The 24,468-nt window shown below is 69.3% G+C and carries 21 protein-coding genes and 1 tRNA gene; 21 read left to right on the top strand and 1 reads right to left on the bottom strand.

Translation table 11 applies throughout. The features are described 5' to 3' along the window. The first annotated feature begins 1 nt into the window (after window position 1). From OG456_RS12070 to OG456_RS12060, 3 genes are all read left to right on the top strand, one after another. Window positions 2-1,477: an ATP-binding protein gene (locus OG456_RS12070; protein ID WP_266560079.1), complete on the top strand. Its 1,476-nt coding sequence runs from the start codon at window positions 2-4 to the stop codon at window positions 1,475-1,477. Window positions 1,478-2,004: 527 nt separating this feature from the next. Continuing rightward, a complete protein-coding gene (locus OG456_RS12065) occupies window positions 2,005-2,196 on the top strand; it encodes an AlpA family transcriptional regulator (protein WP_266560077.1) in 192 nt (63 codons plus the stop codon). Next, complete coding sequence (locus tag OG456_RS12060) at window positions 2,193-3,662, top strand: site-specific integrase (protein ID WP_266560075.1); 1,470 nt, start codon at window positions 2,193-2,195, stop codon at window positions 3,660-3,662. Before OG456_RS12065 ends, OG456_RS12060 begins: the two co-directional genes overlap by 4 nt. A 132-nt stretch (window positions 3,663-3,794) precedes the next feature. Here OG456_RS12060 and OG456_RS12055 read toward each other — a convergent pair. After that, window positions 3,795-3,866, bottom strand: a tRNA-Arg gene (locus OG456_RS12055). Window positions 3,867-4,011: 145 nt separating this feature from the next. Here OG456_RS12055 and OG456_RS12050 point away from each other — a divergent pair. The 18 genes from OG456_RS12050 to OG456_RS11965 all read left to right on the top strand — a co-directional run bounded on the left by OG456_RS12050 (window position 4,012) and on the right by OG456_RS11965 (window position 24,270). Continuing rightward, a complete protein-coding gene (locus OG456_RS12050; protein WP_323136317.1) occupies window positions 4,012-4,491 on the top strand; it encodes a response regulator in 480 nt (159 codons plus the stop codon). Window positions 4,492-4,583: 92 nt separating this feature from the next. Beyond that, window positions 4,584-5,855 carry an ArgS-related anticodon-binding protein NrtL gene (gene nrtL / locus OG456_RS12045; protein ID WP_266560073.1) on the top strand — a complete coding sequence of 424 codons (1,272 nt, stop codon included), beginning with the start codon at window positions 4,584-4,586 and terminating at the stop codon, window positions 5,853-5,855. A gap of 19 nt (window positions 5,856-5,874) precedes the next feature. Then, the gene (gene lysA, locus OG456_RS12040; RefSeq protein ID WP_266560071.1) at window positions 5,875-7,266 is read left to right on the top strand and encodes a diaminopimelate decarboxylase; all 1,392 of its coding nucleotides are present in this window, start codon (window positions 5,875-5,877) and stop codon (window positions 7,264-7,266) included. Between the two features lie 130 nt (window positions 7,267-7,396). Beyond that, window positions 7,397-8,686 carry a homoserine dehydrogenase gene (locus tag OG456_RS12035; RefSeq protein ID WP_266569157.1) on the top strand — a complete coding sequence of 430 codons (1,290 nt, stop codon included), beginning with the start codon at window positions 7,397-7,399 and terminating at the stop codon, window positions 8,684-8,686. A 6-nt stretch (window positions 8,687-8,692) separates the two neighbouring features. Further along, window positions 8,693-9,751, top strand: coding sequence for a threonine synthase (gene thrC / locus OG456_RS12030; protein ID WP_266560069.1), 1,059 nt, complete (start codon window positions 8,693-8,695; stop codon window positions 9,749-9,751). A gap of 272 nt (window positions 9,752-10,023) precedes the next feature. Next, entirely contained in the window at window positions 10,024-10,941 is a 918-nt protein-coding gene (gene thrB, locus OG456_RS12025; RefSeq protein ID WP_266560063.1) for a homoserine kinase, read from the top strand. Window positions 10,942-11,318: 377 nt separating this feature from the next. Further along, window positions 11,319-13,349 carry a transcription termination factor Rho gene (gene rho / locus OG456_RS12020; protein WP_266560061.1) on the top strand — a complete coding sequence of 677 codons (2,031 nt, stop codon included), beginning with the start codon at window positions 11,319-11,321 and terminating at the stop codon, window positions 13,347-13,349. A 142-nt stretch (window positions 13,350-13,491) separates the two neighbouring features. Then, window positions 13,492-15,228, top strand: a complete 1,737-nt coding sequence (locus OG456_RS12015) for a trypsin-like serine protease (protein WP_266560059.1) — start codon at window positions 13,492-13,494, stop codon at window positions 15,226-15,228. Between the two features lie 204 nt (window positions 15,229-15,432). Then, window positions 15,433-16,563 (top strand): LCP family protein, encoded by a 1,131-nt coding sequence (locus tag OG456_RS12010; protein ID WP_266560057.1) that lies wholly within the window; start codon window positions 15,433-15,435, stop codon window positions 16,561-16,563. A gap of 172 nt (window positions 16,564-16,735) precedes the next feature. Next, entirely contained in the window at window positions 16,736-16,957 is a 222-nt protein-coding gene (gene rpmE, locus OG456_RS12005) for a 50S ribosomal protein L31 (RefSeq protein WP_100595864.1), read from the top strand. Between the two features lie 145 nt (window positions 16,958-17,102). Continuing rightward, the gene (gene prfA / locus OG456_RS12000; protein WP_266560054.1) at window positions 17,103-18,179 is read left to right on the top strand and encodes a peptide chain release factor 1; all 1,077 of its coding nucleotides are present in this window, start codon (window positions 17,103-17,105) and stop codon (window positions 18,177-18,179) included. An 83-nt stretch (window positions 18,180-18,262) separates the two neighbouring features. Then, window positions 18,263-19,102, top strand: a complete 840-nt coding sequence (gene prmC, locus OG456_RS11995) for a peptide chain release factor N(5)-glutamine methyltransferase (RefSeq protein WP_100595862.1) — start codon at window positions 18,263-18,265, stop codon at window positions 19,100-19,102. Then, window positions 19,099-19,227: a hypothetical protein gene (locus OG456_RS11990; RefSeq protein ID WP_266560049.1), complete on the top strand. Its 129-nt coding sequence runs from the start codon at window positions 19,099-19,101 to the stop codon at window positions 19,225-19,227. Before prmC ends, OG456_RS11990 begins: the two co-directional genes overlap by 4 nt. Then, window positions 19,228-19,875 carry an L-threonylcarbamoyladenylate synthase gene (locus OG456_RS11985; RefSeq protein ID WP_116509888.1) on the top strand — a complete coding sequence of 216 codons (648 nt, stop codon included), beginning with the start codon at window positions 19,228-19,230 and terminating at the stop codon, window positions 19,873-19,875. Next, a complete protein-coding gene (locus OG456_RS11980) occupies window positions 19,872-20,513 on the top strand; it encodes a protein-tyrosine-phosphatase (RefSeq protein ID WP_266560046.1) in 642 nt (213 codons plus the stop codon). The genes OG456_RS11985 and OG456_RS11980 overlap by 4 nt, the downstream gene beginning before the upstream one ends. 258 nt (window positions 20,514-20,771) lie before the next feature. Then, complete coding sequence (gene glyA, locus OG456_RS11975; protein ID WP_266560044.1) at window positions 20,772-22,040, top strand: serine hydroxymethyltransferase; 1,269 nt, start codon at window positions 20,772-20,774, stop codon at window positions 22,038-22,040. A gap of 129 nt (window positions 22,041-22,169) precedes the next feature. Beyond that, complete coding sequence (locus OG456_RS11970; protein WP_266560042.1) at window positions 22,170-23,558, top strand: MraY family glycosyltransferase; 1,389 nt, start codon at window positions 22,170-22,172, stop codon at window positions 23,556-23,558. Window positions 23,559-23,820: 262 nt separating this feature from the next. Continuing rightward, entirely contained in the window at window positions 23,821-24,270 is a 450-nt protein-coding gene (locus tag OG456_RS11965; protein WP_266560040.1) for a hypothetical protein, read from the top strand. Window positions 24,271-24,468 lie beyond the last annotated feature (198 nt).

The raw sequence follows: 24,468 nt of genomic DNA, 5'->3' as shown, positions 1-24,468 counted from the left end.
CATGGAAGACGACGAGAAGAACCCGGCCCGGAAGGTCATCGCCGACTACGCGCAAGAGCGGTTCCGCTACTTCCGCACCGCGGACGGAACCGTCTACGCCCAGCACAAAGGCCACCCCGTGGCCCGCCCGATCCGCTCCCAGGGCACCACCGGCAGCCACCGACAGGAACTCATGGTCGGCCTGTTCAAGGACGGCATCGGCATGTTCAACGGCACCGCGATGAAGGAGGCACTCGACTTGATCGAAGCACTCGCCCTCACCGAGCAGGTCCAGCCCATCCACATCCGCGTCGCCCCCGGCTTCGACGGGGCAACCTGGCTCGACCTGGGCCGCACCGACGGACAGTCCGTCCGCATCCACCCCACCGGCTGGGACATCGCCACCCCCGACCCGCAAGAAGTGTGCTGGAGGCGCACCCAGCTCACCGGAGAACTCCCCCTGCCCGCCAAGGACACCAACGGCAAGGGCATCGACCTGCTCTTTAGGCTCTGCAACTTCGCCAACGCCGAAACCGAGTGCCTGGCCATGGCCTGGCTGATCGGCTGCCTGGAACCCTCCGTGCCCGTCCCCGCCCCCTTCCTCACCGGCCCCCAAGGGGCGGGGAAGTCCACCGCCGGACGGATGCTCGTCCGGGTCATCGAAGGGATGAGCAGCGACCTGCGCCGCGCCCCGAAAGACGAGGACAACCTCATCGCGGCCGTCGCCGCCGGGTGGGTCACCGCGCTCGACAACCTCTCCCACATGACCCCGGACCTATCCGATGCCATGTGCTGCATCGTCACCGGCGCCGAGTCTGTGAAGCGGGCCCTGTTCACCGACGGAGACGTCTTCCGCGCCCGCTACCGCCGCCCCCTGCTCCTGACCGGCATCGACGTCGGCGTCATCCGGCCCGACCTCGCCGAACGCCTCCTGCCGCTGCGCCTGGAGCGGCCCAAGGTGCGGCGCACCGAAGCGGAGCTGTGGGCGGAGTACGCGGAAGTCCTGCCGGTCGTCCTCGGCTCTCTGCTGGACGTGACCGTTAAGGTCCGTGCTGCCACCGCCGAGACGCCAACAGACCTGCGCATGGCGGACTTCGCCCACCTGTGCGCGCAACTCGACGCGGCGACCGGTCTCGGCGCGCTGCCGGCCTACCGGGCAGGGCTGGACGACCTGAACGACGACGTCATTGAGGGGGATCTGCTCGCGCAGACCGTGCTGCAGTACGCGGCCGGCATGCAGTCCGGGGCGCAGGAGCGGATGACGTCCGCGGAGTGGCTGCACCGCCTGACCGGTCTCTACAGCGGTGAGGACTGCCGCCCCCTGCCCAAGGGGTGGCCGACCACCGGCAAGGTGCTCTCCGACCGGCTCAAGCGCCTTCAGCCCACCCTCGCCGCCCGCGGCCTGGTCGTCGACTGGGGGCGCACCCGCGAGGCCCGTTACATCGAGCTCTCCGATCCCGTGGGAGAGCCCGAGCCTCAGCAGGAAGCCGCGTTCTGACCGCGAGGCCACAGCACAACAGCAAGAAGAGCACCCGGCCCTGCGCGCGAGGCGTGCTCCTCTTGCTGTTCGGTGCGCAGCACCGCCCCAAGGACGTGCCGCGCAGCGGGTCCTTCTTCATGTCCTGAGCTGCGCACAACAACAGACACCACCCCCTCCTTTTTCCTAAGTAGGGGAACGCTGCGTCACCTGCGTCACGGGCGACGGAAACCGGCCCCTGACCTGCCGGAACAGGCGTGACGCAGAACCGGTCCGTCTGCGTCATCGTGCGTCACCTGCGTCACGCCGCCGTGACACAGGTGACGCGGCAGTGACGCACCCCCATCCCCTCTTCGTCACCGATACCCGCAGGTCAGAAGGGCGAATGACGCACGTGACGCGGTGACGCAGAAATCCGAACCTCGGACACACGCGGGCCGTGACCCGAGATCACCCCGAACAGCAGCCGACCGCCCCCGCGCGTGGCGGATTCTTCCGAGGCGATCGGCGCCTCTCAAAGCTTCGCTCCACGAACGGAGAACCAGTTCATGGCCAAGCTCCGCGACGAAATGTTGACCATCCCCGAGGTCATTGAAGAGATCGGGGTTCCGCGAGCGACGTTCTACCGCTGGCGACAGCTCAGGAAAGGACCCAAGTCAATCAAGCTCCCTAACGGCGCGGTCCGCATCAGGCGGTCAGAACTGGAGCGTTGGATCGGGACGTTGGAGGAGGCCGCGTGACCTACAGCAAGACCTCGAAGCATCAGGGCGCCCGCGAGAGCGGGCGCCCGCCCGCTTCAGAAGAGCCGACATTCTCCACGGATGTGCGGGTGTGGAAGATTAACCAAGTGCGGAGCAAAAGGGCTCCATACCAGCTTCGTTGGGTGGTGGCGGGCAAGGTCAATACAGCCAGCTTCGCCACTGTCACCCTCGCTGATCACCGTCGCTCCGAAATCGTGAAGGCGATGCGCAAGGGCGAGGCTTTCGACGTGGTGTCCGGGCTACCCGAGTCTGAACTCAGAGCGGCAGCCGCGAAGGCGAACGCTAGGCCCGATCCTTCCTGGTGGGACTTCAGCCGCGAGTACATGGCGAGCCGATGGCGTACATCTGCGGCGAAGACCCGAGAGGGATTGGCGGACAGTCTCGCGACGGTGGCGCTTGCAATGATGGAGGACGGGAAGAAGGCTCCTTCGCTCGAAGACGCGCGATTGGCGGTCCGATGGGCTGTAGTGCCCGTACACGAGGATGAAGAGCCTCCCGACGACCTGGCGGCAGCCTGTAGTTGGCTTCAGCACAGATCGTTTCCCCTGTCGGCTCTTTCGGACCCGCGAGTGATTCGGGACATTCAATACCGGCTGTCGTTCAAGCTGGATGACAGCCCGGCGGCGGGGGAGACCTATAAGCGCCGTCGCCGCGGGTTCAACACCGCCATGGAGTACGCGATTGAGTGCGGCTATCTGGACGCTAACCCTCTCGCGGGAGTGAAGCGCGCAGGCGCCACCCGTGGGGACGTCGTGGACCCCCGGGTTTTGGTGAACGCGGCGCAGGGCGGTCAGCTCCTCACGGCGGTCTCGTACGTCGGCTCCGTCCACCGCAACCGCGGCCGCCGTCTGGTTGCGTTCTTCGCCTGCCAGCTCTACGCCGCCATGCGGCCGGCCGAGGCGGTTGGTCTCCGTGAAAGGGACTGCTACCTGCCTGAGAAGGGTTGGGGGACTCTCACCCTCCAGGAGACCCGTCCGGTCTCGGGCAAGAAGTGGACCGACTCGGGCAAACGGCATGATAAGCGCGGACTCAAGTCGAGGGAGGTCAAGGCGGACCGGCCGGTCCCCATCCCGCCCCTGCTGGTCGCGATGCTGCGCGAGCACATCAGGGAGTTCGGGGTGGCGGCGGACGGCCGGGTCTTCGCCAATGAGCGCGGCGACGTGCTGGGGACATCGAGCTATTGGCGGGTGTGGCAGGACGCGCGCCCCATCGCGCTCCCGCCGGACAAGGTGGACTCGCCGCTCGCGCACCGGCCCTACGACCTGCGGCATACGTGCATCACGAACTGGCTGAACGCGGGGGTCCCGGTTGCGGAGGTCGCCCGCCGCGCCGGCAACTCGCCCGAGGTCATCCACCGTCGGTACGAGGGCTGCATCGACGGCCACGAGGAGGTGAACAACAAGAAGATCGAGAAGGCGATGGGATGGGGAGAGGAAGCGTCCTAAAGTCCCACTCGCCACTCACTCGCGATCAGCGATTGAGAACAACAAAGAGCCGGACCCAGTGGGACTGGGTCCGGCTCTTCATACTTGGCACTTGCGCAGGTCAGAGACTTGATCACCCTGGATACTGCGAAGTGCCCCCGGCAGGATTCGAACCTGCGCACACGGCTCCGGAGGCCGTTGCTCTATCCCCTGAGCTACGGGGGCGTGTTCGCCGCGGCTGGCGTGGCGACGGGTAGAACCCTACCAGCTTCGTCGGGGTCCCCATGAACAGTTAATTCGCTGCTGAGTGGCGCCCTGGGAGGGCTGCGTAGGGCCACGCGAGGGTGGTAGTCCCCTGTACGGGGCGGAAGTGGGGAAAACCCGGACGCGGTGGCGCCGGCGGACCTACTCTCGAGTTGTGCCAGGCGCGTCCGGCCGAGTGCTTGTTGTGGACGACAACAAGGTGATTCGGCAGCTGATCAGGGTCAATCTCGAGCTGGAGGGCTTCGAGGTCGTGACCGCGGCTGATGGTGCCGAATGTCTGGATGTGGTGCATCAGGTTCGGCCTGATGTGATCACCCTGGACGTCGTGATGCCGCGACTCGACGGGCTGCGGACCGCCGCGCGGCTTCGTTCCGACGCCCATACGCGCGGTGTCCCTATCGTGATCGTCAGTGCTTGCACCATTCAAGAGGTTGATACCGGACTCGACGTCGGGGTCGACGCCTTCCTCGCCAAGCCCTTCGAGCCCAGTGAACTGGTACGGGTTGTACGACAGTTGAGTGAGCGCGGGCGCGACAGCGGTCGCGGTGCCGAAGAGGCCGAGCGCGCCGGGCGTACCCGGGGCTAGGCGGTAACGGGGGAGCGGAGCGTGTCCGTATGCCGGACCATCCCGTAAACCAGGTCGCTCACCCACCCCCCCTCCTCCCATACGCTTGTCCCGTGACCCCCGTCGAGCTCTCCCGTACTGTCCTGCGCGCCGTGCGCCGCGCGGTCGACGACGGTGAGCTGAGCGTGGCCGTGCCGGCACGCGTCGTGGTCGAGCGGCCGCGGCCCGGTGGGTGCGGGGACTACTCCACGAACGTCGCGCTGCAACTCGCCGGTCCCGCCGGACGCCCGCCCCGGCACGTCGCCGAGCTGCTTTCGCGGCGCCTCTCCGACAGCCCCGGCATCGCCGGCGTCGAGGTCACCGGCCCCGGATTCCTCAATCTCACCCTCGCCGACGACAACCCCGGTGCCCTCGCCCGCGAGATTCTCGCCCGGGGCGGCGGGTATGGGGGCGGTGATGTTCTTGCAGGTCAGCGCTTTGAGATCCGTATCCCGTACGAGGTCAGGGCCGAGGTCGTCGCCGATTCGCTCCGCCGCGTCCTCGCCACGCAGGGCGCCCAGGCCCACGTCGTCCATGGCGAGACGGCTGAGCAGAGCGCCACGCAGGGCGTCCAGGCCAACGTCGTCGTCCATGGTGAGGCGGCTGAGCAGAGCGCTACGCCGGGCGCCCAGGCCAACGTCGTCGTCCATGGTGAGGTGGCTGAGCAGAGCGCTACGCCGGGCGCCCAGGCCAACGTCGTCGTCCATGGCGAGACGGCCGAGCAGAGCGCTACGCCGGGCGCCCAGGCCAACGTCGTCGTCCATGGTGAGACGGCCGAACCGAGCGCCGCGCAGGTCGTGAATCTGCGGCCCGTGCCCGCTCCCAGCGACCCCGCCGTCCTCGGCCGCGACGCGTCCCGCTGGGCTCTGCTCCTGCCCGCCGCGCACGACCGGCCCCGTATCGACGACGAGCATCTCGCCCAGCGCGAGAGCAACCCCCTCTTCCGCGTCCGGTACGCCCACGCCCGCACCCGCGCCCTCACCCGCAACGCCGCCGCCCTCGGCTTCACCGCCGAACCCGGCGACGTACGCGACAACGACACGGCGACCCCCGCGGGGGACGTCACCCGCGCCCGGGCGAACACCGCGGCCCCCCTCCACACCGCCCTGTCCAGCTACCCCCGCACCCTCACCCTCGCCGCCACCCACCACGCCCCCGACCGGCTCGCCCGGCAGCTTGTCGTGGTGGCCGATGCGTTGCTCGGGTTTCAGCACACCGTGCTGCCGCAGGGGGAGGAGAAACCCTCGGCCGCCCACCGTGCCCGGCTCGCGCTTGCCGAAGCCGCCGGGACGGTGCTCGCCGGCGGCCTTTCCCTGCTCGGTATCGACGCACCCGAACATCTCTGAGAGAGCGCAGAAGACAGTCATGAGCCGTTCCGCACACCCCGCCGGGCCCCGCCACGCCGATGTCCTGACCGAGGGGCACTACGCCGCCCCGCCCGCCGATCTCAACGCCCTCGACCCGAAGGTGTGGTCGCGGACCGTCACCCGTGCGGGCGACGGCGCGGTCCGCGTCGGCGGCATCGAAGTGGCCCGACTCGCCGAGGAGTTCGGTACTCCCGCCTACTTCCTCGACGAGGACGACTTCCGGGCCCGTTGCCGCGCCTGGCGTGACGCCTTCGGGGCCGAAGCCGACGTCTTCTACGCCGGCAAGGCGTTCCTCTCCCGCGCCGTGGTGCGCTGGCTGCACGAGGAGGGGCTCAATCTCGATGTGTGCTCCGGCGGGGAGCTCGCCACCGCGCTGTCCGCCGGGATGCCCGCGGAGCGCATCGCCTTCCACGGCAACAACAAGTCCGAGGAAGAGATCGAGCGGGCCGTCGAGGTCGGGGTCGGGCGGATCGTGCTCGACTCGTTCCAGGAGATCGTGCGGGTGTCGCACATCGCCGAGCGGCTCGGCAAGCGCCAGCCCGTGCAGATCCGCGTGACGGTCGGCGTCGAGGCCCACACGCACGAGTTCATCGCCACCGCGCACGAGGACCAGAAGTTCGGGATCGCGCTCGCCGGGGGACAGGCCGCCGAGGCCGTGCGGCGTGCGCTCAAGCTCGACGGTCTCGAGCTCATCGGCATCCACAGCCACATCGGCTCGCAGATCTTCGACATGGCGGGCTTCGAGGTCGCCGCGCGGCGCGTCGTGTCGCTGCTGGCCGAGGTGCGCGACGAGCACGGTGTCGAGCTGCCCGAGATCGACCTCGGCGGCGGGCTCGGCATCGCGTACACCTCCGACGACGACCCCCGTGAGCCGCACGAGATCGCCAAGGCGCTCGGTGAGATCGTGACGCGTGAGTGCGAGGCGGCCGGTCTGCGCACGCCGCGCATCTCCGTCGAGCCGGGCCGCGCCATCGTCGGCCCGACCGCTTTCACGCTCTACACGGTCGGCACCGTCAAGCCGCTCGAAACCCTCCGCACGTACGTGTCCGTGGACGGCGGAATGTCGGACAACATCCGCACCGCCCTCTACGACGCCGAGTACACGGTCGCCCTCGTCTCGCGGACCTCGGACGCCGAGCCGATGCTCGTCCGGGTGGTGGGCAAGCACTGTGAGAGTGGCGACATCGTGGTCAAGGACGCCTTCCTGCCCGCCGACCTCGCGCCCGGTGACCTGATCGCCGTGCCGGCGACCGGCGCGTACTGCCGGTCCATGGCCAGCAACTACAACCACGCACTTCGCCCGCCCGTCGTCGCCGTGCGCGACGGTGAGGCGCGGGTGATCGTCCGGCGTGAGACGGAGGAAGATCTCCTGCGTCTCGACGTCGGATAAATGAAATACACGTCTCAGGATTCGGACCGGGGGCAGAAACCCCGGTCCGGTGGGTGAGACTGGTCCACTGAAGCAGTATCAAGCAGGCTGAGCTCTCTGAGCTGGGTTCAATGAAAGGCGTAGGTCGATGATGCGTACGCGTCCGCTGAAGGTGGCGCTCCTTGGCTGTGGGGTAGTCGGCTCAGAGGTGGCGCGCATCATGACGACGCACGCCGAGGACCTCGCGGCCCGGATCGGCGCCCCCGTGGAACTGGCCGGGGTCGCCGTCCGGCGCCCGTCGAAGGTGCGCGAGGGCATCGACCCCTCGCTGGTGACGACGGACGCGACCGCACTGGTCAAACGGGGCGACATCGACGTGGTCGTCGAGGTCATCGGAGGCATCGAGCCGGCCCGCGGCCTCATCGTGACGGCGTTCGAGCACGGCGCCTCCGTCGTCTCCGCCAATAAGGCGCTCATCGCCCAGGACGGCGCCGCGCTGCACGCCGCCGCCGAGGAGCACGGCAAGGACCTCTACTACGAGGCCGCCGTCGCCGGTGCGATCCCGCTGATCAGGCCGCTGCGCGAGTCCCTCGCCGGCGACAAGATCAACCGCGTGATGGGCATCGTCAACGGCACCACGAACTTCATCCTCGACAAGATGGACTCGACGGGCGCCGGCTACCAGGAGGCCCTCGATGAGGCCACCGCGCTCGGTTACGCCGAGGCCGACCCGACCGCCGACGTCGAGGGCTTCGACGCCGCCGCCAAGGCGGCCATCCTCGCCGGGATCTCCTTCCACACCCGCGTACGTCTCGACGACGTCTACCGTGAGGGCATGACCGAGGTGACCGCCTCCGACTTCGCTTCCGCGAAGGAGATGGGCTGCACCATCAAGCTGCTCGCCATCTGTGAGCGGGCGGCGCACGGGGGGTCCGTCACCGCGCGCGTGCACCCCGCGATGATCCCGCTCGGCCACCCGCTGGCCTCCGTGCGCGGTGCGTACAACGCCGTGTTCGTCGAGGCCGAGGCCGCCGGCCAGCTCATGTTCTACGGGCCCGGAGCCGGCGGCGCGCCCACCGCGTCGGCCGTGCTCGGCGACCTCGTGGCCGTGTGCCGCAACAAGCTCGGCGAGGCCACCGGACCCGGTGACTCCGCCTACACCCAGCTGCCCGTCTCGCCCATGGGCGAGGTCGTGACGCGCTACCACATCAGCCTCGACGTGGCCGACAAGCCGGGCGTCCTCGCCCAGGTCGCGACGGTCTTCGCCGAGCACGGCGTATCCATTGACACGGTGCGCCAATCGGTCAAGGACGGCGAGGCCTCCCTCGTCGTGGTCACCCACCGTGCGGCGGACGCGGCCCTCACCGGGACCGTCGACGCGCTGCGCAAGCTCGACACCGTGCGTGGTGTCGCCAGCATCATGCGTGTTGAAGGGGAGTAACGAGCAATGACCCACCAGTGGCGCGGAATCATCGAGGAGTACCGCGACCGGCTTCCGGTGTCCGACACCACGCCGGTCGTCACGCTGCGCGAGGGCGGCACGCCGCTCGTGCCCGCCCAGGTGCTCTCCGAGCGCACGGGCTGCGAGGTCCACCTCAAGGTCGAGGGTGCCAACCCGACCGGGTCCTTCAAGGACCGCGGCATGACGATGGCGATCACGAAGGCCAAGGAGGAGGGCGCGCAGGCCGTCATCTGCGCCTCCACCGGCAACACCTCCGCCTCTGCCGCGGCCTACGCCGTGCGCGCCGGGATGGTCTGCGCCGTACTCGTCCCGCAGGGCAAGATCGCGCTCGGCAAGATGGGCCAGGCGCTGGTCTACGGCTCGAAGATCCTCCAGGTCGACGGCAACTTCGACGACTGCCTGAACCTGGCCCGCGCCCTCTCCGAGAACTACCCGGTGGCGCTGGTCAATTCGGTCAACCCGTTCCGTATCGAGGGCCAGAAGACCGCCTCGTTCGAGATCGTCGACGCGCTCGGTGACGCGCCCGACATCCACGTCCTTCCCGTCGGCAACGCCGGTAACATCACGGCCTACTGGAAGGGTTACAAGGAGTACGCGGCGGACGGCATCGCCACGCACACTCCGCGCATGTGGGGCTTCCAGGCCTCCGGTTCCGCGCCCATCGTGCGCGGCGAGATCGTCAAGGACCCGTCGACGATCGCCACCGCGATTCGCATCGGCAACCCCGCGTCCTGGGACTTCGCGCTGGCCGCCCGTGACGAGTCCGGCGGCTTCATCGACGAAGTGACGGACCGTGAAATCCTGCGCGCCTACAAGCTGTTGGCGTCCCAGGAGGGTGTCTTCGTGGAGCCCGCGTCGGCCGCCTCCGTCGCCGGTCTGCTCAAGGCCGCCGAGCAGGGCAAGGTCGACAAGGGGCAGAAGATCGTCTGCACCGTCACGGGCAACGGCCTCAAGGACCCCGACTGGGCCGTCGCGGGCGCCCCGCAGCCCGTCACCGTCCCGGTCGACGCAGTCACCGCGGCCGAGCGCCTCGGCCTGGCGTAAGCGGACCGGACCGGTCAACTCCGCACAGGGGGTGCACAGGGGGCTTACGACACGCATCGTGCGCCTCCTGTGCGCCCTATGTCGCCACAGAACCTTCCTTCGATAAGCTGTACCGAACCCACCCCGCCGCATATGCATATGCCGCGGTGCCGCAGGCGTTGTCGTAGCCTCCGCGGCCTTCGGGTTCTCACACGGGCAGCAATCATCGGATCTCTACCGCAGTCACCTCGTTCATCACGCCAGAACCGCAGCTCAAGGAGTGTCATCGAGCGATGGCCGGTCCCGCCTTCCGCGCCGCCGCCGTCAGGGTGCGCGTCCCCGCCTCCAGCGCCAACCTCGGCCCGGGCTTCGATGCCTTCGGCCTGTCGCTGGGTCTCTACGACGACGTGGTCGTCCGGGTCGCCGACTCCGGCCTGAACATCGACATCGCAGGTGAGGGCTCCGAAACCCTTCCGCGCGACGAGTCCCATCTGCTCGTACGTTCCCTGCGCACCGCCTTCGACCTGCTCGGCGGACAGCCGCGCGGCCTCGAGGTCGTCTGCGCCAACCGGATCCCGCACGGCCGCGGCCTCGGCTCCTCGTCGGCCGCCATCTGCGCCGGCATCGTCGCCGCGCGCGCCGTGACGATAGGCGGCGACGCCCGCCTCGACGACGCGGCCCTGCTGGAGCTCGCGACCGAGATCGAGGGGCACCCGGACAATGTCGCGGCCTGCCTGCTCGGCGGCTTCACGCTCTCCTGGATGGACGGCGGCGCGGCCCGGGCGATCAGGATGGACCCCGCGGGTTCCATCGTTCCGGTGGTTTTCGTACCGGGAAAGCCGGTACTCACCGAGACCGCGCGCGGTCTCCTGCCGCGCAGCGTCCCGCATGTGGACGCCGCGGTGAACGCGGGCCGAGCGGCCCTGCTCGTAGAGGCCCTCACGAGGCGCCCCGAGCTGCTGCTGCCCGCCACCGAGGACCGGCTCCACCAGGAATACCGGGCTCCCGCGATGCCGGAGAGCCTCGCACTCGTGGAGCGGCTGCGGGCCGACGGCGTTCCCGCGGTGATCTCAGGGGCGGGCCCCACGGTCCTTGCCCTTGTGGAGGAGTCAGCGGCCGACAAGGTCGCCCGGCTGGCCGGTGAGGGATGGGCGGCGAACCGCCTCGACCTCGATGTCGACGGAGCGAGCGTGCTGCCGCTTGCCCACTGACACGGTTGCCGGAATTCGAGAGGGGGAATATTTGTTGGATCCGGTAGTGTTAACCTCAAGTCTGCACCCGACCCCACCATGGCGAGGTGCTGTGTGTCCCCCTCCGGGACAACCATTCTTCCGGGAGCCCCGCAAATTGCTCTGTGCCGTGCACTGAGTCGTTTCGAGCATGCTCCGGAACCGGTGTGATCGAGCCGGGTGACACAGACATTCCAGTGAAACCCGCGGCTTCGGGACTCGCCGTCACCTAATGAATTCTTCCGCCGCGTTGGCGGACCACCGCCCCGGCACGGTCCATACCGACAGGACCACCGCCGGACAGCACAACCGGTCGCCGAGCCAGACAGGCCGACGTCCGCTCCAGGGAAGGACCCTTCGTGAGCGACACCACCGATCTGATGGGCGTGAGCGCCGACAGCTCCGCTGCCGCGCCCTCCGCCGATGCGGATGCGCCTGCTGCCGGCGCTGCGGGCTCCCGGCGGCGCCGCGGTACCGGCCTTGAGGGCATGGTGCTGGCCGAGCTCCAGCAGGTCGCATCGGGCCTCGGTATCAGGGGCACCGCGCGTATGCGCAAGAGCCAGCTGATCGAGGTCATCAAGGAGGCGCAGGCCGGGGGAGGCGCTCCCGCGAAGAGCGCCGACACCACCGAGACCAAGCCGAAGCGCCGCGCCGCCTCCAAGGCGCGCACCGGCGACGAGGCCACGGCGAACGGCACCGAGGCCCCCGCCAAGGCGACCAAGGCCGAAGACGCCAAGGCCGCGAAGGCCACCGCTCAGCAGCAGATCGACATCCCCGGTCAGCCGGCGAGCGACGAAAAGGGCGGCGAGCGCCGACGCCGCCGTGCCACCTCCGAGGCCGGCAGCCCCGAGACCGTCACGGCCGAGGCGAAGACCGAGACCAAGACGGACGCCCAGGGCGAGGCCAAGGGCGACGCCGGTGACAACGGCGCCGAGGGCCGTCGCGAGCGCCGTGACCGTCGTGACCGCGGTGACCGCGGCGACCGTGGCGGCGACCGCGGTGAGCGCGGTGGCCGTGACCGCGGCGACCGCCGTGGCAAGGGCGACGAGCAGGGCAAGGAGCAGGGCGGTGGCAACCGTCAGCCGCAGGGCGGCGGGCGCCAGGACCGTCAGCGTGACAGCGGCCCGCAGGACGACTTCGACGACGAGGGCGGCCGCCGCGGACGCCGTGGCCGCTACCGCGACCGCCGCGGCCGTCGTGGCCGCGACGAGGCCGGCTTCGGCAACGAGGTGCAGGTCTCCGAGGACGACGTCCTGATCCCCGTCGCGGGCATCCTGGACATCCTCGACAACTACGCGTTCATCCGGACCTCCGGCTACCTGCCCGGTCCGAACGACGTGTACGTGTCGCTCGCCCAGGTCCGCAAGAACGGCCTGCGCAAGGGTGACCACGTCACCGGCGCGGTCCGCCAGCCCAAGGACGGCGAGCGCCGCGAGAAGTTCAACGCGCTCGTCCGCCTCGACTCGGCGAACGGCATGGCGGCCGAATCCGGGCGCGGGCGGCCGGAGTTCAACAAGCTGACGCCGCTCTATCCGCAGGACCGGCTCCGTCTGGAGACCGACCCGGGCATCCTGACCACCCGCATCATCGACCTCGTGTCGCCGATCGGTAAGGGCCAGCGAGGCCTGATCGTGGCCCCGCCGAAGACCGGCAAGACCATGATCCTGCAGGCGGTCGCCAACGCGATCACCGTCAACAGCCCCGAGTGCCACCTGATGGTCGTCCTGGTCGACGAGCGTCCGGAAGAGGTCACCGACATGCAGCGGTCGGTGAAGGGCGAGGTCATCTCCTCGACCTTCGACCGCCCGGCCGAGGACCACACCACGGTCGCCGAGCTCGCCATCGAGCGCGCCAAGCGTCTCGTGGAGCTGGGTCACGACGTGGTCGTCCTGCTCGACTCGATCACGCGTCTGGGCCGCGCCTACAACCTGGCGGCGCCGGCCTCCGGCCGCATCCTGTCCGGTGGTGTCGACTCGACCGCGCTCTACCCGCCGAAGCGCTTCTTTGGTGCGGCGCGCAACATCGAGGACGGCGGCTCGCTGACCATTCTCGCCACCGCGCTGGTCGACACCGGCTCGCGCATGGACGAGGTGATCTTCGAGGAGTTCAAGGGCACCGGCAACATGGAGCTCAAGCTCGACCGCAAGCTCTCCGACAAGCGCATCTTCCCGGCGGTGGACGTCGACGCGTCCTCCACCCGTAAGGAAGAGATCCTGCTCAACGCGGAAGAGCTGGCGATCGTCTGGAAGCTGCGCCGGGTGCTGCACGCGCTCGACTCGCAGCAGGCCATCGAGCTGCTTCTCGACAAGATGAAGCAGACGAAGTCGAACGCCGAGTTCCTGATGCAGATCGCGAAGACGACGCCGACGCCGGGCAACGGCAACGACTGATCGCTTCGCTGAGCGGTAGCACCGCTCAAGGGCCGCCCCCGTCACGGATGTGACGGGGGCGGCCCTTTGTGCGCTCCGGGGCGGGTTGTACGATCGCGCTCTTCATCCAACGTTCAACTCATCGCTCCCTGGGGGGAATTGCGTGGACATATCTGTATCCGGCTCCGGCCGGCACCGCCGAAGACTCGGCAAGGTGCTGCCTGCCGCGGCGGCCGGGCTCGCCCTGATCGGCGCGGGCGCGTTCGCCGTCACCTCTTACGCGGGGGAGTCCGACACCGGCCGGGTCGTGCAGCCGCCGCCCGGCACGAAGACCGCGGAGCCCGCGGCGGCGGCGTCGCCGTCGCCGAGCGGTGACAGGACGGTCACGCCCCGCATCATCGGCGGCACCGCGAGCGCCGCCTCCTGGATGCTGCAGCTCGTCTACAACGACCCCGCGGGCGGCTCGTACTTCGTCTGCGGCGGCACGCTGGTCGCGCCGAACAAGGTGCTCACCGCCGCGCACTGCGTGCACGACGAGAACGGCAACCGGCAGGACTGGGGCAAGTACGGCGAAGTCGCCGTAGGGACCAGCAAGAGCGTCACCGTCGCCGGCAACGGCGCCACGTACATCGACGTCACCCGCAGCTGGGTGCGCGACGGCTACGACCCCGACGCCATCACGAACGACGTCGCCCTGCTCACCCTCGCCAAGCCGGTCGCCCAGACCACCCTGGAGCTGGCCGGCCCGGGTGACAGCGCGCTGTACGCCGCCGGCACGAACGCCACCGTGTACGGCTGGGGTCTGACCAGTTCGAACGAGGACACCGCCGACATCGCGTCCCAGCTGCAGAAGGTCACCCTGCCGCTGAACTCCGACGACGCCTGCACCCAGAACCTGGACCCGTACTTCCAGGCCGGGAAGATGATCTGCGCCGGACAGCTCGGCACCGGCGACGACAGCACCGGCAAGACCACGTGCCCGGGTGACTCGGGCGGTCCGCTCGTCGTGGGCGACAAGGTCGTCGGCATCGTCTCCTGGGGCATCAGCCAGGGCCAGCAACTCTGCAACGTCTCCGGCACGTACGAGGCCTTCACCAAGGTCTCCACGTACCAGCCCAAGGTCCGTCCGCGCATCGACGACACCGACATCAGCCGCAACGGCAAGGCCGACCTCTTCGTCCGGGCCTCCTCCGGCGGCAAGGGCTACGTCAAGGAGTCCACGGGCAGCGGGTTCGCCACGCGCAAGACGCTGAGCGGGTCCTGGAGCGCGTACAACCTCGTCCTCCAGGCCGACATGAACCGCGACGGTTACCAGGACTTCGTCATCCGCCGCCGCTCGGACGGGAACGTCTACTGGCGGCACCGGTCCGCGTCCAGCTCGACGTACACGGACACGAAGATCGCGAGCGACTGGGCGACGCGGAAGTTCATCGTGGTGCCCGGCGACGTGACCGGCGACCGGTATCCCGACCTGCTGTCGGCGACCTCCGGCGGCACGCTCTACCTGTACCCCGGCAAGGGCGACGGGACGTACGGCACCCGCACCACCGTCGGCAGTGGCTACCAGGTCTTCAACTCCCTGCGCGGCAAGGGCGACTTCACCGGTGACGGCAGGAGCGACCTGATCGCCCGCGGCAGCGGCGGCAAGCTGTACCTCCTCAAGGGCACCGGCAAGGCGTCCGCGCCCTTCGAGACCGGCGTGCAGGTGCGCACCTGGGACGGGTACAACGCGTTCGCGGCGCCGGGTGACGTGACCGGCGACGGCAAGGCCGACTACGTGGCCCGCACGCCCGGCGGCACGCTCTACCTGTACCCGGGCACGGGGACCGCCTCCTCGGAGATCTTTGCCACACGGATCAAGATCGGGACCGGCTACACGCAGTACAACATCTTCGGATAAATCCGCAGGTGAGAGCCGGATGACCGGCTCTCGTCAGCACTCTCTGTGCCCGTCGCGCGCCCCGCGGCGGGCACAGCGCGTTGTGCAACCCTTCTTCACGGTTTCCACGTCTCGCGAAGAGACGGACGAAGAGACGTCCGTCCGCGCCTGACCCTGCAAACAGGGGGTAACCGGCCAACCGAGCGCTTGAGGACTGAGGAGCACATGCCCGACGAGAGCAGCCCCGCGACCACCGATCCGAGCCGCCCCACCCGCGGCACCGGAGGCGGCGGCCGTCGGCGCAAGCCGCGCGCCAAGCGCAGCAAGGCCCTCGTCATCACGGCCTGCACCGCGGCGGGACTCGTCGTCCTGGCGGGCGCGGGCGCCGGCTTCCTGTACTTCAAGCTCAACGGGAACCTCAAGGGCGTCGACATCAACGCCGCGCTCGGCCCCGACCGCCCCGCGAACGTCGACAACGGCTCGATGGACATCCTCGTCCTCGGCTCGGACTCGCGCTCGGGCGCGAACGCCAAGTACGGGCAGGACGGCGGCGGCGCCCGCTCCGACACCGCGATGGTCGTCCACGTGTACAAGGGCCACCGGAAGGCCAGCGTGGTCTCCATACCGCGCGACACCCTCGTCACCCGCCCGACCTGCACCGACAGCGCCGGCAACACGGTCGCGGGCGGCAGCCAGCAGATGTTCAACACGGCGTACGAGGTCGGCGGCCCGGCCTGCGCCGTCAAGACGGTCGAGAAGATGTCCGGGATCCGCATGGACCACTACGTCGAGGTCGACTTCTCGGGCTTCAAGAAGCTCATCAACACCCTCGGTGGCGTCGACATCACCACCCAGCAGGCCATAGACGACAACAAGAGCCATCTGCACCTGGCGGCAGGGAAGCACACCCTCACCGGCGAGCAGGCGCTCGGCCTCGTCCGCACCCGGCACGCCGTCGGCGACGGCAGCGACCTGGGCCGAATACAGCTGCAGCAGGCCTTCATGAAGGCGCTGATCAACCAGATCAAGGACGTCGGCGTCTTCACCAGCCCCAAGAAGCTCTACGACCTCGCGGACACCGCCACCAGCGCCGTCACCACCGACTCCGAGCTCAACTCGGTCAACGAACTGGTCGGCTTCGCGGGCGGCCTCAAGGGCATCGGCGCGGGCGACATGAAGATGGTGACGCTCCCCGTCCAGTACGACCCCGCCGACCCGAACCGCGTACTCCCGCTGGAGAAGGCGGGCGCGAAGGTCTGGGCGGCACTCAAGACGGACCAGCCCGTTCCGGCGTCCGCGCTCAAGGGCTCCGCCGGTGACAAGGGCTCCGCGGGCTCCGTCGTGACCAGCCACTAGCCGGCCACCGGGCGCAGGTCACCACGCGTCGGTGACCCTTCGGGAATAGTTCCGCACCGACCCCGGTTTTGGGGGATACGGCCAGTCCTGGCAGACTGGTACGTCGGCCCCGGTTCACGCCACCGCAATCCGCGGAAGCGACCCGGAGCCCTCCGAGATCATAGGAGACACCTTGAAGCGCGACATCCACCCCGAGTACGTCGAGACGCAGGTCAGCTGCACCTGTGGCGCGTCGTTCACCACCCGCAGCACGATCTCCAGCGGCACCGTCCGTGCCGAGGTCTGCTCCGAGTGCCACCCGTTCTACACGGGCAAGCAGAAGATCCTCGACACCGGTGGCCGCGTGGCCCGCTTCGAGGCCCGCTTCGGCAAGGCTGCTGCCGCCAACAAGTAGCGAGCCACTTGCGCCGGTCCACGGCCGCCCTTCGGGGCGGGCCGGGACCGGCGTGCTTGTTTTTGGTTGGCCGGGGACCCGGGGGTCTTCCCCGGCCTGGCCGGTGGCCGTTCCCTTTCGCTGTACCTCACTTCAGGAGCCGGAGATGTTCGAGGCCGTCGAGGACCTCATCGGTGAGCACGCCGATCTCGAGACGAAGCTCGCGGACCCCTCGGTCCACGCCGACCAGGCGAACGCGCGCAAGCTCAACAAGCGCTATGCCGAGCTGACCCCGATCGTCGCCACCTACCGCTCCTGGAAGCAGACCGGTGACGACATCGAGACCGCGCGTGAATTCGCCGCGGACGACCCGGACTTCGCCGCCGAGGTCAAGGACCTCGAGAAGCAGCGCGAGGAGATCACCGAGAAGCTGCGGCTCCTGCTGGTCCCCCGGGACCCCAACGACGACAAGGACGTCATTCTCGAGGTCAAGGCGGGCGCGGGCGGCGACGAGTCGGCCCTCTTCGCCGGCGACCTGCTGCGCATGTATCTGCGGTACGCGGAGCGCGTCGGCTGGAAGACCGAGATCATCGACGCCACCGAGTCCGAACTGGGCGGCTACAAGGACGTCCAGGTCGCCGTGAAGACCAAGGGCGGCAACGGCGCGACCGAGCCCGGCCAGGGCGTCTGGGCCCGTCTGAAGTACGAGGGCGGCGTGCACCGCGTGCAGCGTGTGCCGTCGACCGAGTCGCAGGGCCGTATCCACACCTCCGCGGCCGGCGTCCTCGTGACGCCCGAGGCCGAGGAGGTCGACGTGGAGATCCACGCGAACGACCTCCGCATCGACGTCTACCGCTCGTCGGGCCCCGGCGGCCAGTCCGTCAACACGACGGACTCCGCGGTGCGCATCACGCATCTGCCCACCGGAGTCGTCGCTTCCTGCCAGAACGAGAAGAGCCAGCTCCAGAACAAGGAGCAGGCGATGCGTATCCTGCGCTCCAGGCTTCTCGCGGCTGCCGTGGAGAAGGCCGAGGCCGAGGCCGCGGACGCGCGCCGCAGTCAGGTCCGCACGGTCGACCGCTCCGAGAAGATCCGTACGTACAACTTCCCGGAGAACCGCATCTCGGACCACCGCGTCGGTTTCAAGGCGTACAACTTGGACCAGGTGCTCGACGGTGAGCTCGACCCGGTGATCCAGGCCTGCCTCGACGCCGACTCGGCCGCCAAGCTCGCCGCCGCCTAAGCCACACCAAAAAAAGACCAGCTCAGCCCCGGAGGACCAGCGTGCAGCAACATCTTGGGGGGCGACCCCCAAACCCCCGCAGCGTGCTGCTCGCGGAAGTCGCCCAGGCCACCCAGCGCCTCGCCGACGCGGGCGTGCCCTCGCCCCGCAACGACGCGGAGGAGCTCGCCGCCTTCGTGCACGGCGTGAAGCGGGGCGAGCTGCATCTGGTCAAGGACGCGGACTTCGACGCCCGTTACTGGGAGGTCACCGCGCGCCGCGAGGCCCGTGAGCCGCTCCAGCACATCACCGGGCGCGCCTACTTCCGCTACCTCGAACTCCAGGTGGGGCCGGGCGTGTTCGTGCCGCGGCCCGAGACGGAGTCCGTGGTCGGCTGGGCCATAGACGCCGTACGGGCCATGGACGTCGTCGAGCCGCTCATCGTCGACCTGTGCACGGGCTCGGGCGCCATCGCGCTCGCCCTCGCGCAGGAGGTCCCGCGCTCCCGTGTGCACGCCGTGGAGCTGTCCGAGGACGCCCTGCGCTGGACGCGCAAGAACGTCGAGGGATCCAGGGTCGACCTGCGCCAGGGAGACGCCCTGGAGGCCTTCCCCGAGCTCGACGGCCAGGTCGACCTGGTGGTCTCCAACCCGCCGTACATCCCGCTCACCGAGTGGGAGTACGTCGCCCCCGAGGCCCGCGACCACGACCCCGAACTCGCGCTGTTCTCCGGCGAGGACGGGCTCCATCTGATCCGCGGCATCGAGCGCACCGCGCACCGCCTGCTGCGCCCCGGTGGCGTCGTCGTCGTGGAGCACGCCGACACCCAGGGCGGCCAGGTCCCGTGGATCTTCACCGAGGAACGGGGCTGGGCCGACGCCGCCGACCACCCCGACCTGAACAACCGCCCGCGCTTCGCGACCGCCCGCAAGGCGATGCCGTGACGCGACAGAATCAGCGCAGCAACAGCAGCAACAGCAGCAACAGCAGCAACAGCAGTAACAGCACCAGCAGTTCCCGCATCTCTCGCATGGATTACGTGTACTTCGTGTACGAGGAGGCCCGCTAAATGGCTCGGCGATACGACACCAACGACGCGTCGGACCGTACGACCGGTCTGCGTGAAGCCGCGTCCGCCGTCCGCCGCGGTGAGCTGGTCGTGCTGCCCACCGACACCGTGTACGGCATCGGCGCCGACGCCTTCACCGCCGAGGCCGTCGCCGACCTGCTGGACGCCAAGGGGCGCGGCCGCAATATGCCGACCCCTGTCCTCATCGGCTCCCCGAACACGCTGCACGGCCTCGTCACGGACTTCTCCGAGATGGCCTGGGAACTCGTCGACGCGTTCTGGCCGGGCGCCCTCACGCTCGTCGCCAAGCACCAGCCGTCCCTGGCGTGGGACCTCGGCGACACCCGTGGCACCGTCGCCGTCCGTATGCCCCTGCACCCGGTCGCGATCGAGCTGCTCACCGAGGTCGGCCCCATGGCCGTCTCCTCCGCGAACCTCACCGGGCACCCCGCCCCCGAGGACTGCGACGCCGCGCAGGACATGCTCGGCGACTCCGTCTCCGTCTACCTCGACGGCGGCCCCACGCCCGGCATCGTCCCGTCCTCGATCGTCGACGTGACCGGGAAGGTTCCGGTGCTCCTGCGCGCGGGTGCCCTGACCGCGGACGAGCTGCGCAAGGTCGTTCCCGACCTCGAGGTGGCGAATTGACAGCCCCTGAGACGGGGCGTGGCATAGGCACCGGGGACTCCTTCCGCATCCTCCATGTCAGCACCGGCAACGTGTGCCGCTCGCCGATCACCGAGCGGCTGACCCGGCATGCCCTGGTGGGCAGACTCGGGAACCCCCTCGTACGCGGTCTGATCGTCGAGAGCGCGGGCACCTGGGGCCACGAGGGCGCGCCCATGGAGGCCAACGCCGAGACCGTCCTCGCGGACTTCGGTGCGGACGCCTCCGGCTTCGTGGGGCGCGAGCTCCTCGACGACCATGTGATCCGCGCGGACCTGGTCCTCACGGCCACCCGCGACCACCGCGCCCAGGTCATCTCCATGGGCCACAGCGCGGGCCTGCGCACCTTCACGCTGAAGGAGTTCACGCGCCTCGTCCAGGCCATCGATCCGGCCACGCTGCCCGACCCGCTGGACGGCGGCGTGGTGGAGCGCGCACGCGCACTGGTGCGCGCCGCGGCGGCTCTACGCGGGTGGCTTCTCGCCCCGAACGCCGAGGCCGACGAGGTCTACGACCCGTACGGCGCGCCTCTGCCGTTCTTCCGCTCGGTCGGCGAGGAGATCAGCGAGGCGCTGGATCCCGTGGTGACGGCCTTGACGGGGGTTCCGGCCTGCCGTTGAACCGGCGGACGGAGTCCCGGCGCGGCACTGCGAAGCCGGGGAGGCCCTTTGGGGCCGAGCGGCGCGAGTGGCGCGTCGGGGCGGGGCTCGGCGAGGCGCCGGATCCCGTGGTGACGGCCGTGACGGTTGTTCCGGCCTGCCGCCGAACGTAGTGACAGTGTCTGCCGGATTACCCGCTCGTACCTGAGTTTCGGGCGCGGCGGGCGGTGCGGGCCTACATTGGTTTTGAGGTCACCCCCGCGAGGCCCGGAGCCCAAGATGCCGGTCACCACTGAACAAACCCCCGCCGGTGCGACGTACGCGCACGCCGGCTTCGACGTGCTGCGCCGACAGGACCCCGAGATCGCCGAGATCATGCTCGGCGAGGCGGCCCGGCAGGCCACGTCGCTGCAACTGATCGCCGCCGAGAACTTCACGTCGCCGGCCGTCCTCGCGGCCCTCGGCTCCCCGCTCGCCAACAAGTACGCCGAGGGCTACCCCGGCGCCCGTCACCACGGCGGCTGCGAGCTCGTCGACGTGGCGGAGCGGATCGCCGTCGACCGGGCCAGGGGGCTCTTCGGCGCCGAGCACGCCAATGTGCAGCCTCACTCCGGCTCCTCCGCGGTCCTCGCCGCGTACGCCGCCCTGCTGCGCCCCGGCGACACCGTCCTCGCGATGGGGCTCCCGTACGGCGGCCACCTCACCCATGGCTCGCCCGCGAACTTCTCGGGCCGCTGGTTCGACTTCGTGCCCTACGGCGTCGACCCGGAGACCGGCCTCATCGATCACGACCAGGTCCGCGCGCTGGCCCGCGCCCACCGCCCCAAGGCGATCGTCTGCGGCTCGATCGCCTATCCCCGGCACATCGACTACGCGGCCTTCCGCGACATCGCCGACGACGTGGGCGCCTACCTCATCGCCGACGCCGCTCACCCCATCGGCCTGGTCGCCGGGGGAGCGGCGCCGAACCCCGTGCCGTACGCCGATGTCGTCTGCGCCACCACGCACAAGGTGCTGCGCGGCCCCCGCGGTGGCATGGTCCTGTGCGGGGCCGAGCTCGCCGGACGCATCGACCGGGCCGTCTTCCCGTTCACGCAGGGCGGCGCCCAGATGCACACGATCGCCGCCAAGGCCGTCGCGTTCGGCGAGGCGGAGACCCCGGCCTTCGCCGCGTACACCCATCAGGTGGTCGCCAACGCGAGGGTCCTCGCGGCCGCGCTCGGCGCCGAGGGCCTCGCGATCACCACCGGCGGCACGGACACTCATCTGCTGACGGCCGACCCCACCTCGCTCGGCATCGACGGCCCGACCGCCCGGGGGCGGCTGGCCTCGGCCGGCATGGTCCTCGACACATGCGCGCTGCCCTTCGGGGACGGGCGTGGCCTGCGCCTCGGCACCGCCGCCGTCACCACCCAGGGCATGGGCGAGCCGGAGATGGCACGCATCGCGGTGCTCTTCTCGGGGGTGCTGCGGGACGAGGTCGATCCGCGTACGGCGCGTGCGGAAGTGCGCGATCTCACCGGAAGATTTCCGCCGTATCCGGACTAGACAGGGGTAGGCGGGCATGGGTGGTCCGTCACTCGTGCAACCATCATCGCTACCCGGCAGTCCTTCACCACATGCGCGCGAAGCTAGGGTGTGGGGCTGAGATGGCCAGCGATATCTGTGGGGAAGCCCGTGCGTGAATACCTGCTGACGCTCTGCATCACGGCCGCGGTGACATACCTGCTGACCGGCCCGGTGCGGAAGTTCGCGATCGTGGCCGGCGCCATGCCGGAGATCCGCGCCCGCGACGTGCACCGGGAGCCCACGCCCCGGCTCGGCGGGATCGCCATGTTCTTCGGCCTGTGCGCGGGTCTCCTCGTCGCTGACCACCTGACGAACCTCAGCCCCGTCTTCAACATGTCGAACGAGCCGCGGGCGTTGCTCTCCGGGGCCGCCCTGATCTGGCTGATCGGTGTCCTGGACGACAAGTTCGAGATCGACGCCCTGATCAAGCTGGGCGGCCAGATGATCGCGGCCGGCGTCATGGTCATGCAGGGTCTTACGATCCTGTGGCTGCCGATCCCGGGTGTGGGCACGGTCTCGCTGACGCAGTGGCAGGGCACGCTCCTCACCGTCGCCCTGGTCGTGATCAGCATCAACGCGGTCAACTTCGTGGACGGCCTCGACGGCCTCGCGTCCGGCATGGTGTGCATCGCCGCGTCGGCGTTCTTCCTGTACTCGTACCGCCTCTGGTACGGCTACGGCATCGAGGCGGCCGCCCCCGCGACGTTGTTCGCGGCGATCCTGATCGGCATGTGTCTGGGCTTCCTGCCGCACAACATGCACCCCGCCAGGATCTTCATGGGTGACTCCGGGTCGATGCTCATCGGCCTCGTCCTGTCCGCCGGTGCCATCTCCATCACCGGCCAGGTCGACCCGAGCCTGATGAAGCTGAACTTCGGCGGCACCCGTGACGCCACCCACGCGATGGTCCCGGTCTTCATCCCGCTGCTGATGCCGCTGACGATCATCGCGGTGCCGTTCGCGGACCTGGTCCTCGCGATCGTGCGGCGCACCTGGAAGGGCCAGTCACCGTTCGCGGCGGACCGCGGACACCTGCATCACCGGCTCCTGGAGATCGGCCACTCCCACAGCCGCGCGGTCTTGATCATGTACTTCTGGTCGGCGCTGCTGTCCTTCGGCGCGGTCGCCTACTCCGTCCACTCGTCGTCGATGTGGATCGTCATGGCGATCGTCGTGCTGAGCTTCGTCGGTCTCGTACTGCTCCTGCTGCCGCGCTTCGCGCCGCGCGCCCCGCGCTGGGCGGAGGCCTTCCTGCCGCCGCGCTACCGGCGCAGGCGGGCCGCGTGGGCGGCTGCCCAGGCGCCTGAGACGTCGCCGTCGTACGCGGCTCAGGCAGCGGCCGGGCCGGCCGAGGAGGCGGCCGGGGCAGGTGTGGCCGCGGAGGCGCCCGAGGGCGAGGGTGCTCGCACGCCGATTCCGGCAGGAGTCAACGGGGCGACGGCCATTGGGCCCCGTTCGCGCTTCCTGGATCGGCGCAAGGCGCACTCGTCGCGCTGACACGAGAGACGAAAACGCCTCATTACCAGACAAGTTGGCCAGGTTTCTGCGCAGACGGGCGGATTACCTCTCACGTGTGACAGTGAGCACACTGGAGAGGTAAAGACCTCATCAAATAGTTTGTGATACCGTTCACGAGACCCGGGGATAGAGCCGAAGGACCGTAGTGCGACGGCCCATTGGCCCGAAGTTCCCTCTCGGCCCCGGTCTACGCTCGTCCATGACGACACCCTGCCCCCACCCAGTAAAGGGAGCTGCCGCCATGCCCTCCAACGACGCACGGATCCTCCTTCAGGCCGTTGTGCCCACAGCCATTGCCGGCGCGCTTGCCGCCGTGATCAGTGGTGTGGTCGCCGGCGGCAAGGGGGCCCTCGGTGCAGTCATCGGCACGGTGGTCGTGATCGCTTTCATGGGCCTCGGGCAGGTCGTCCTCCAGCGGACGGCAAAATCGCTTCCGCAGCTCTTCCAGGCGATGGGGCTGATGCTCTACGTCGCCCAGTTGCTGCTGCTTCTGATCTTCGTCGCCGTCTTCAAGGACACGACACTGTTCAACCCCAAGGCCTTCGCCGCTTCACTCGTCGCCGCCACCGTCGTATGGATGGCCGCGCAGGCGCGTGCGCACATGAAGGCCAAGATTTTCTATATCGATCCCGACTCGGCGAAAGACTCCGAGAAGAGGGACAAGCCCGAGAATTCAGGGCCGTCCTCATGAGGGGTAGGGGCGGGATAAGTGAGGGTTCGCGTTACTGCTATCGTCCGGTGCCAACTGCGGCACTGCGGGCGCGGGCATCTGAGCTGACGCCTGCTCGACTGCGAGGCTCACTGCCTGCCTGCCGCCCCCACATCCGAAACACCAGACCGGTGCCGATCCGCGGCTGCGCGCCGCAACGACACAACGAGGTTGCCGTAC

Origin of the sequence: Streptomyces sp. NBC_01446 (assembly GCF_026340095.1) — a bacterium.
Classification (GTDB): Bacteria; Actinomycetota; Actinomycetes; order Streptomycetales; family Streptomycetaceae; genus Streptomyces; species Streptomyces aureus.
Note: the sequence above shows the minus strand (reverse complement) of the source record. Positions and strands in the feature narration are given on the sequence as shown.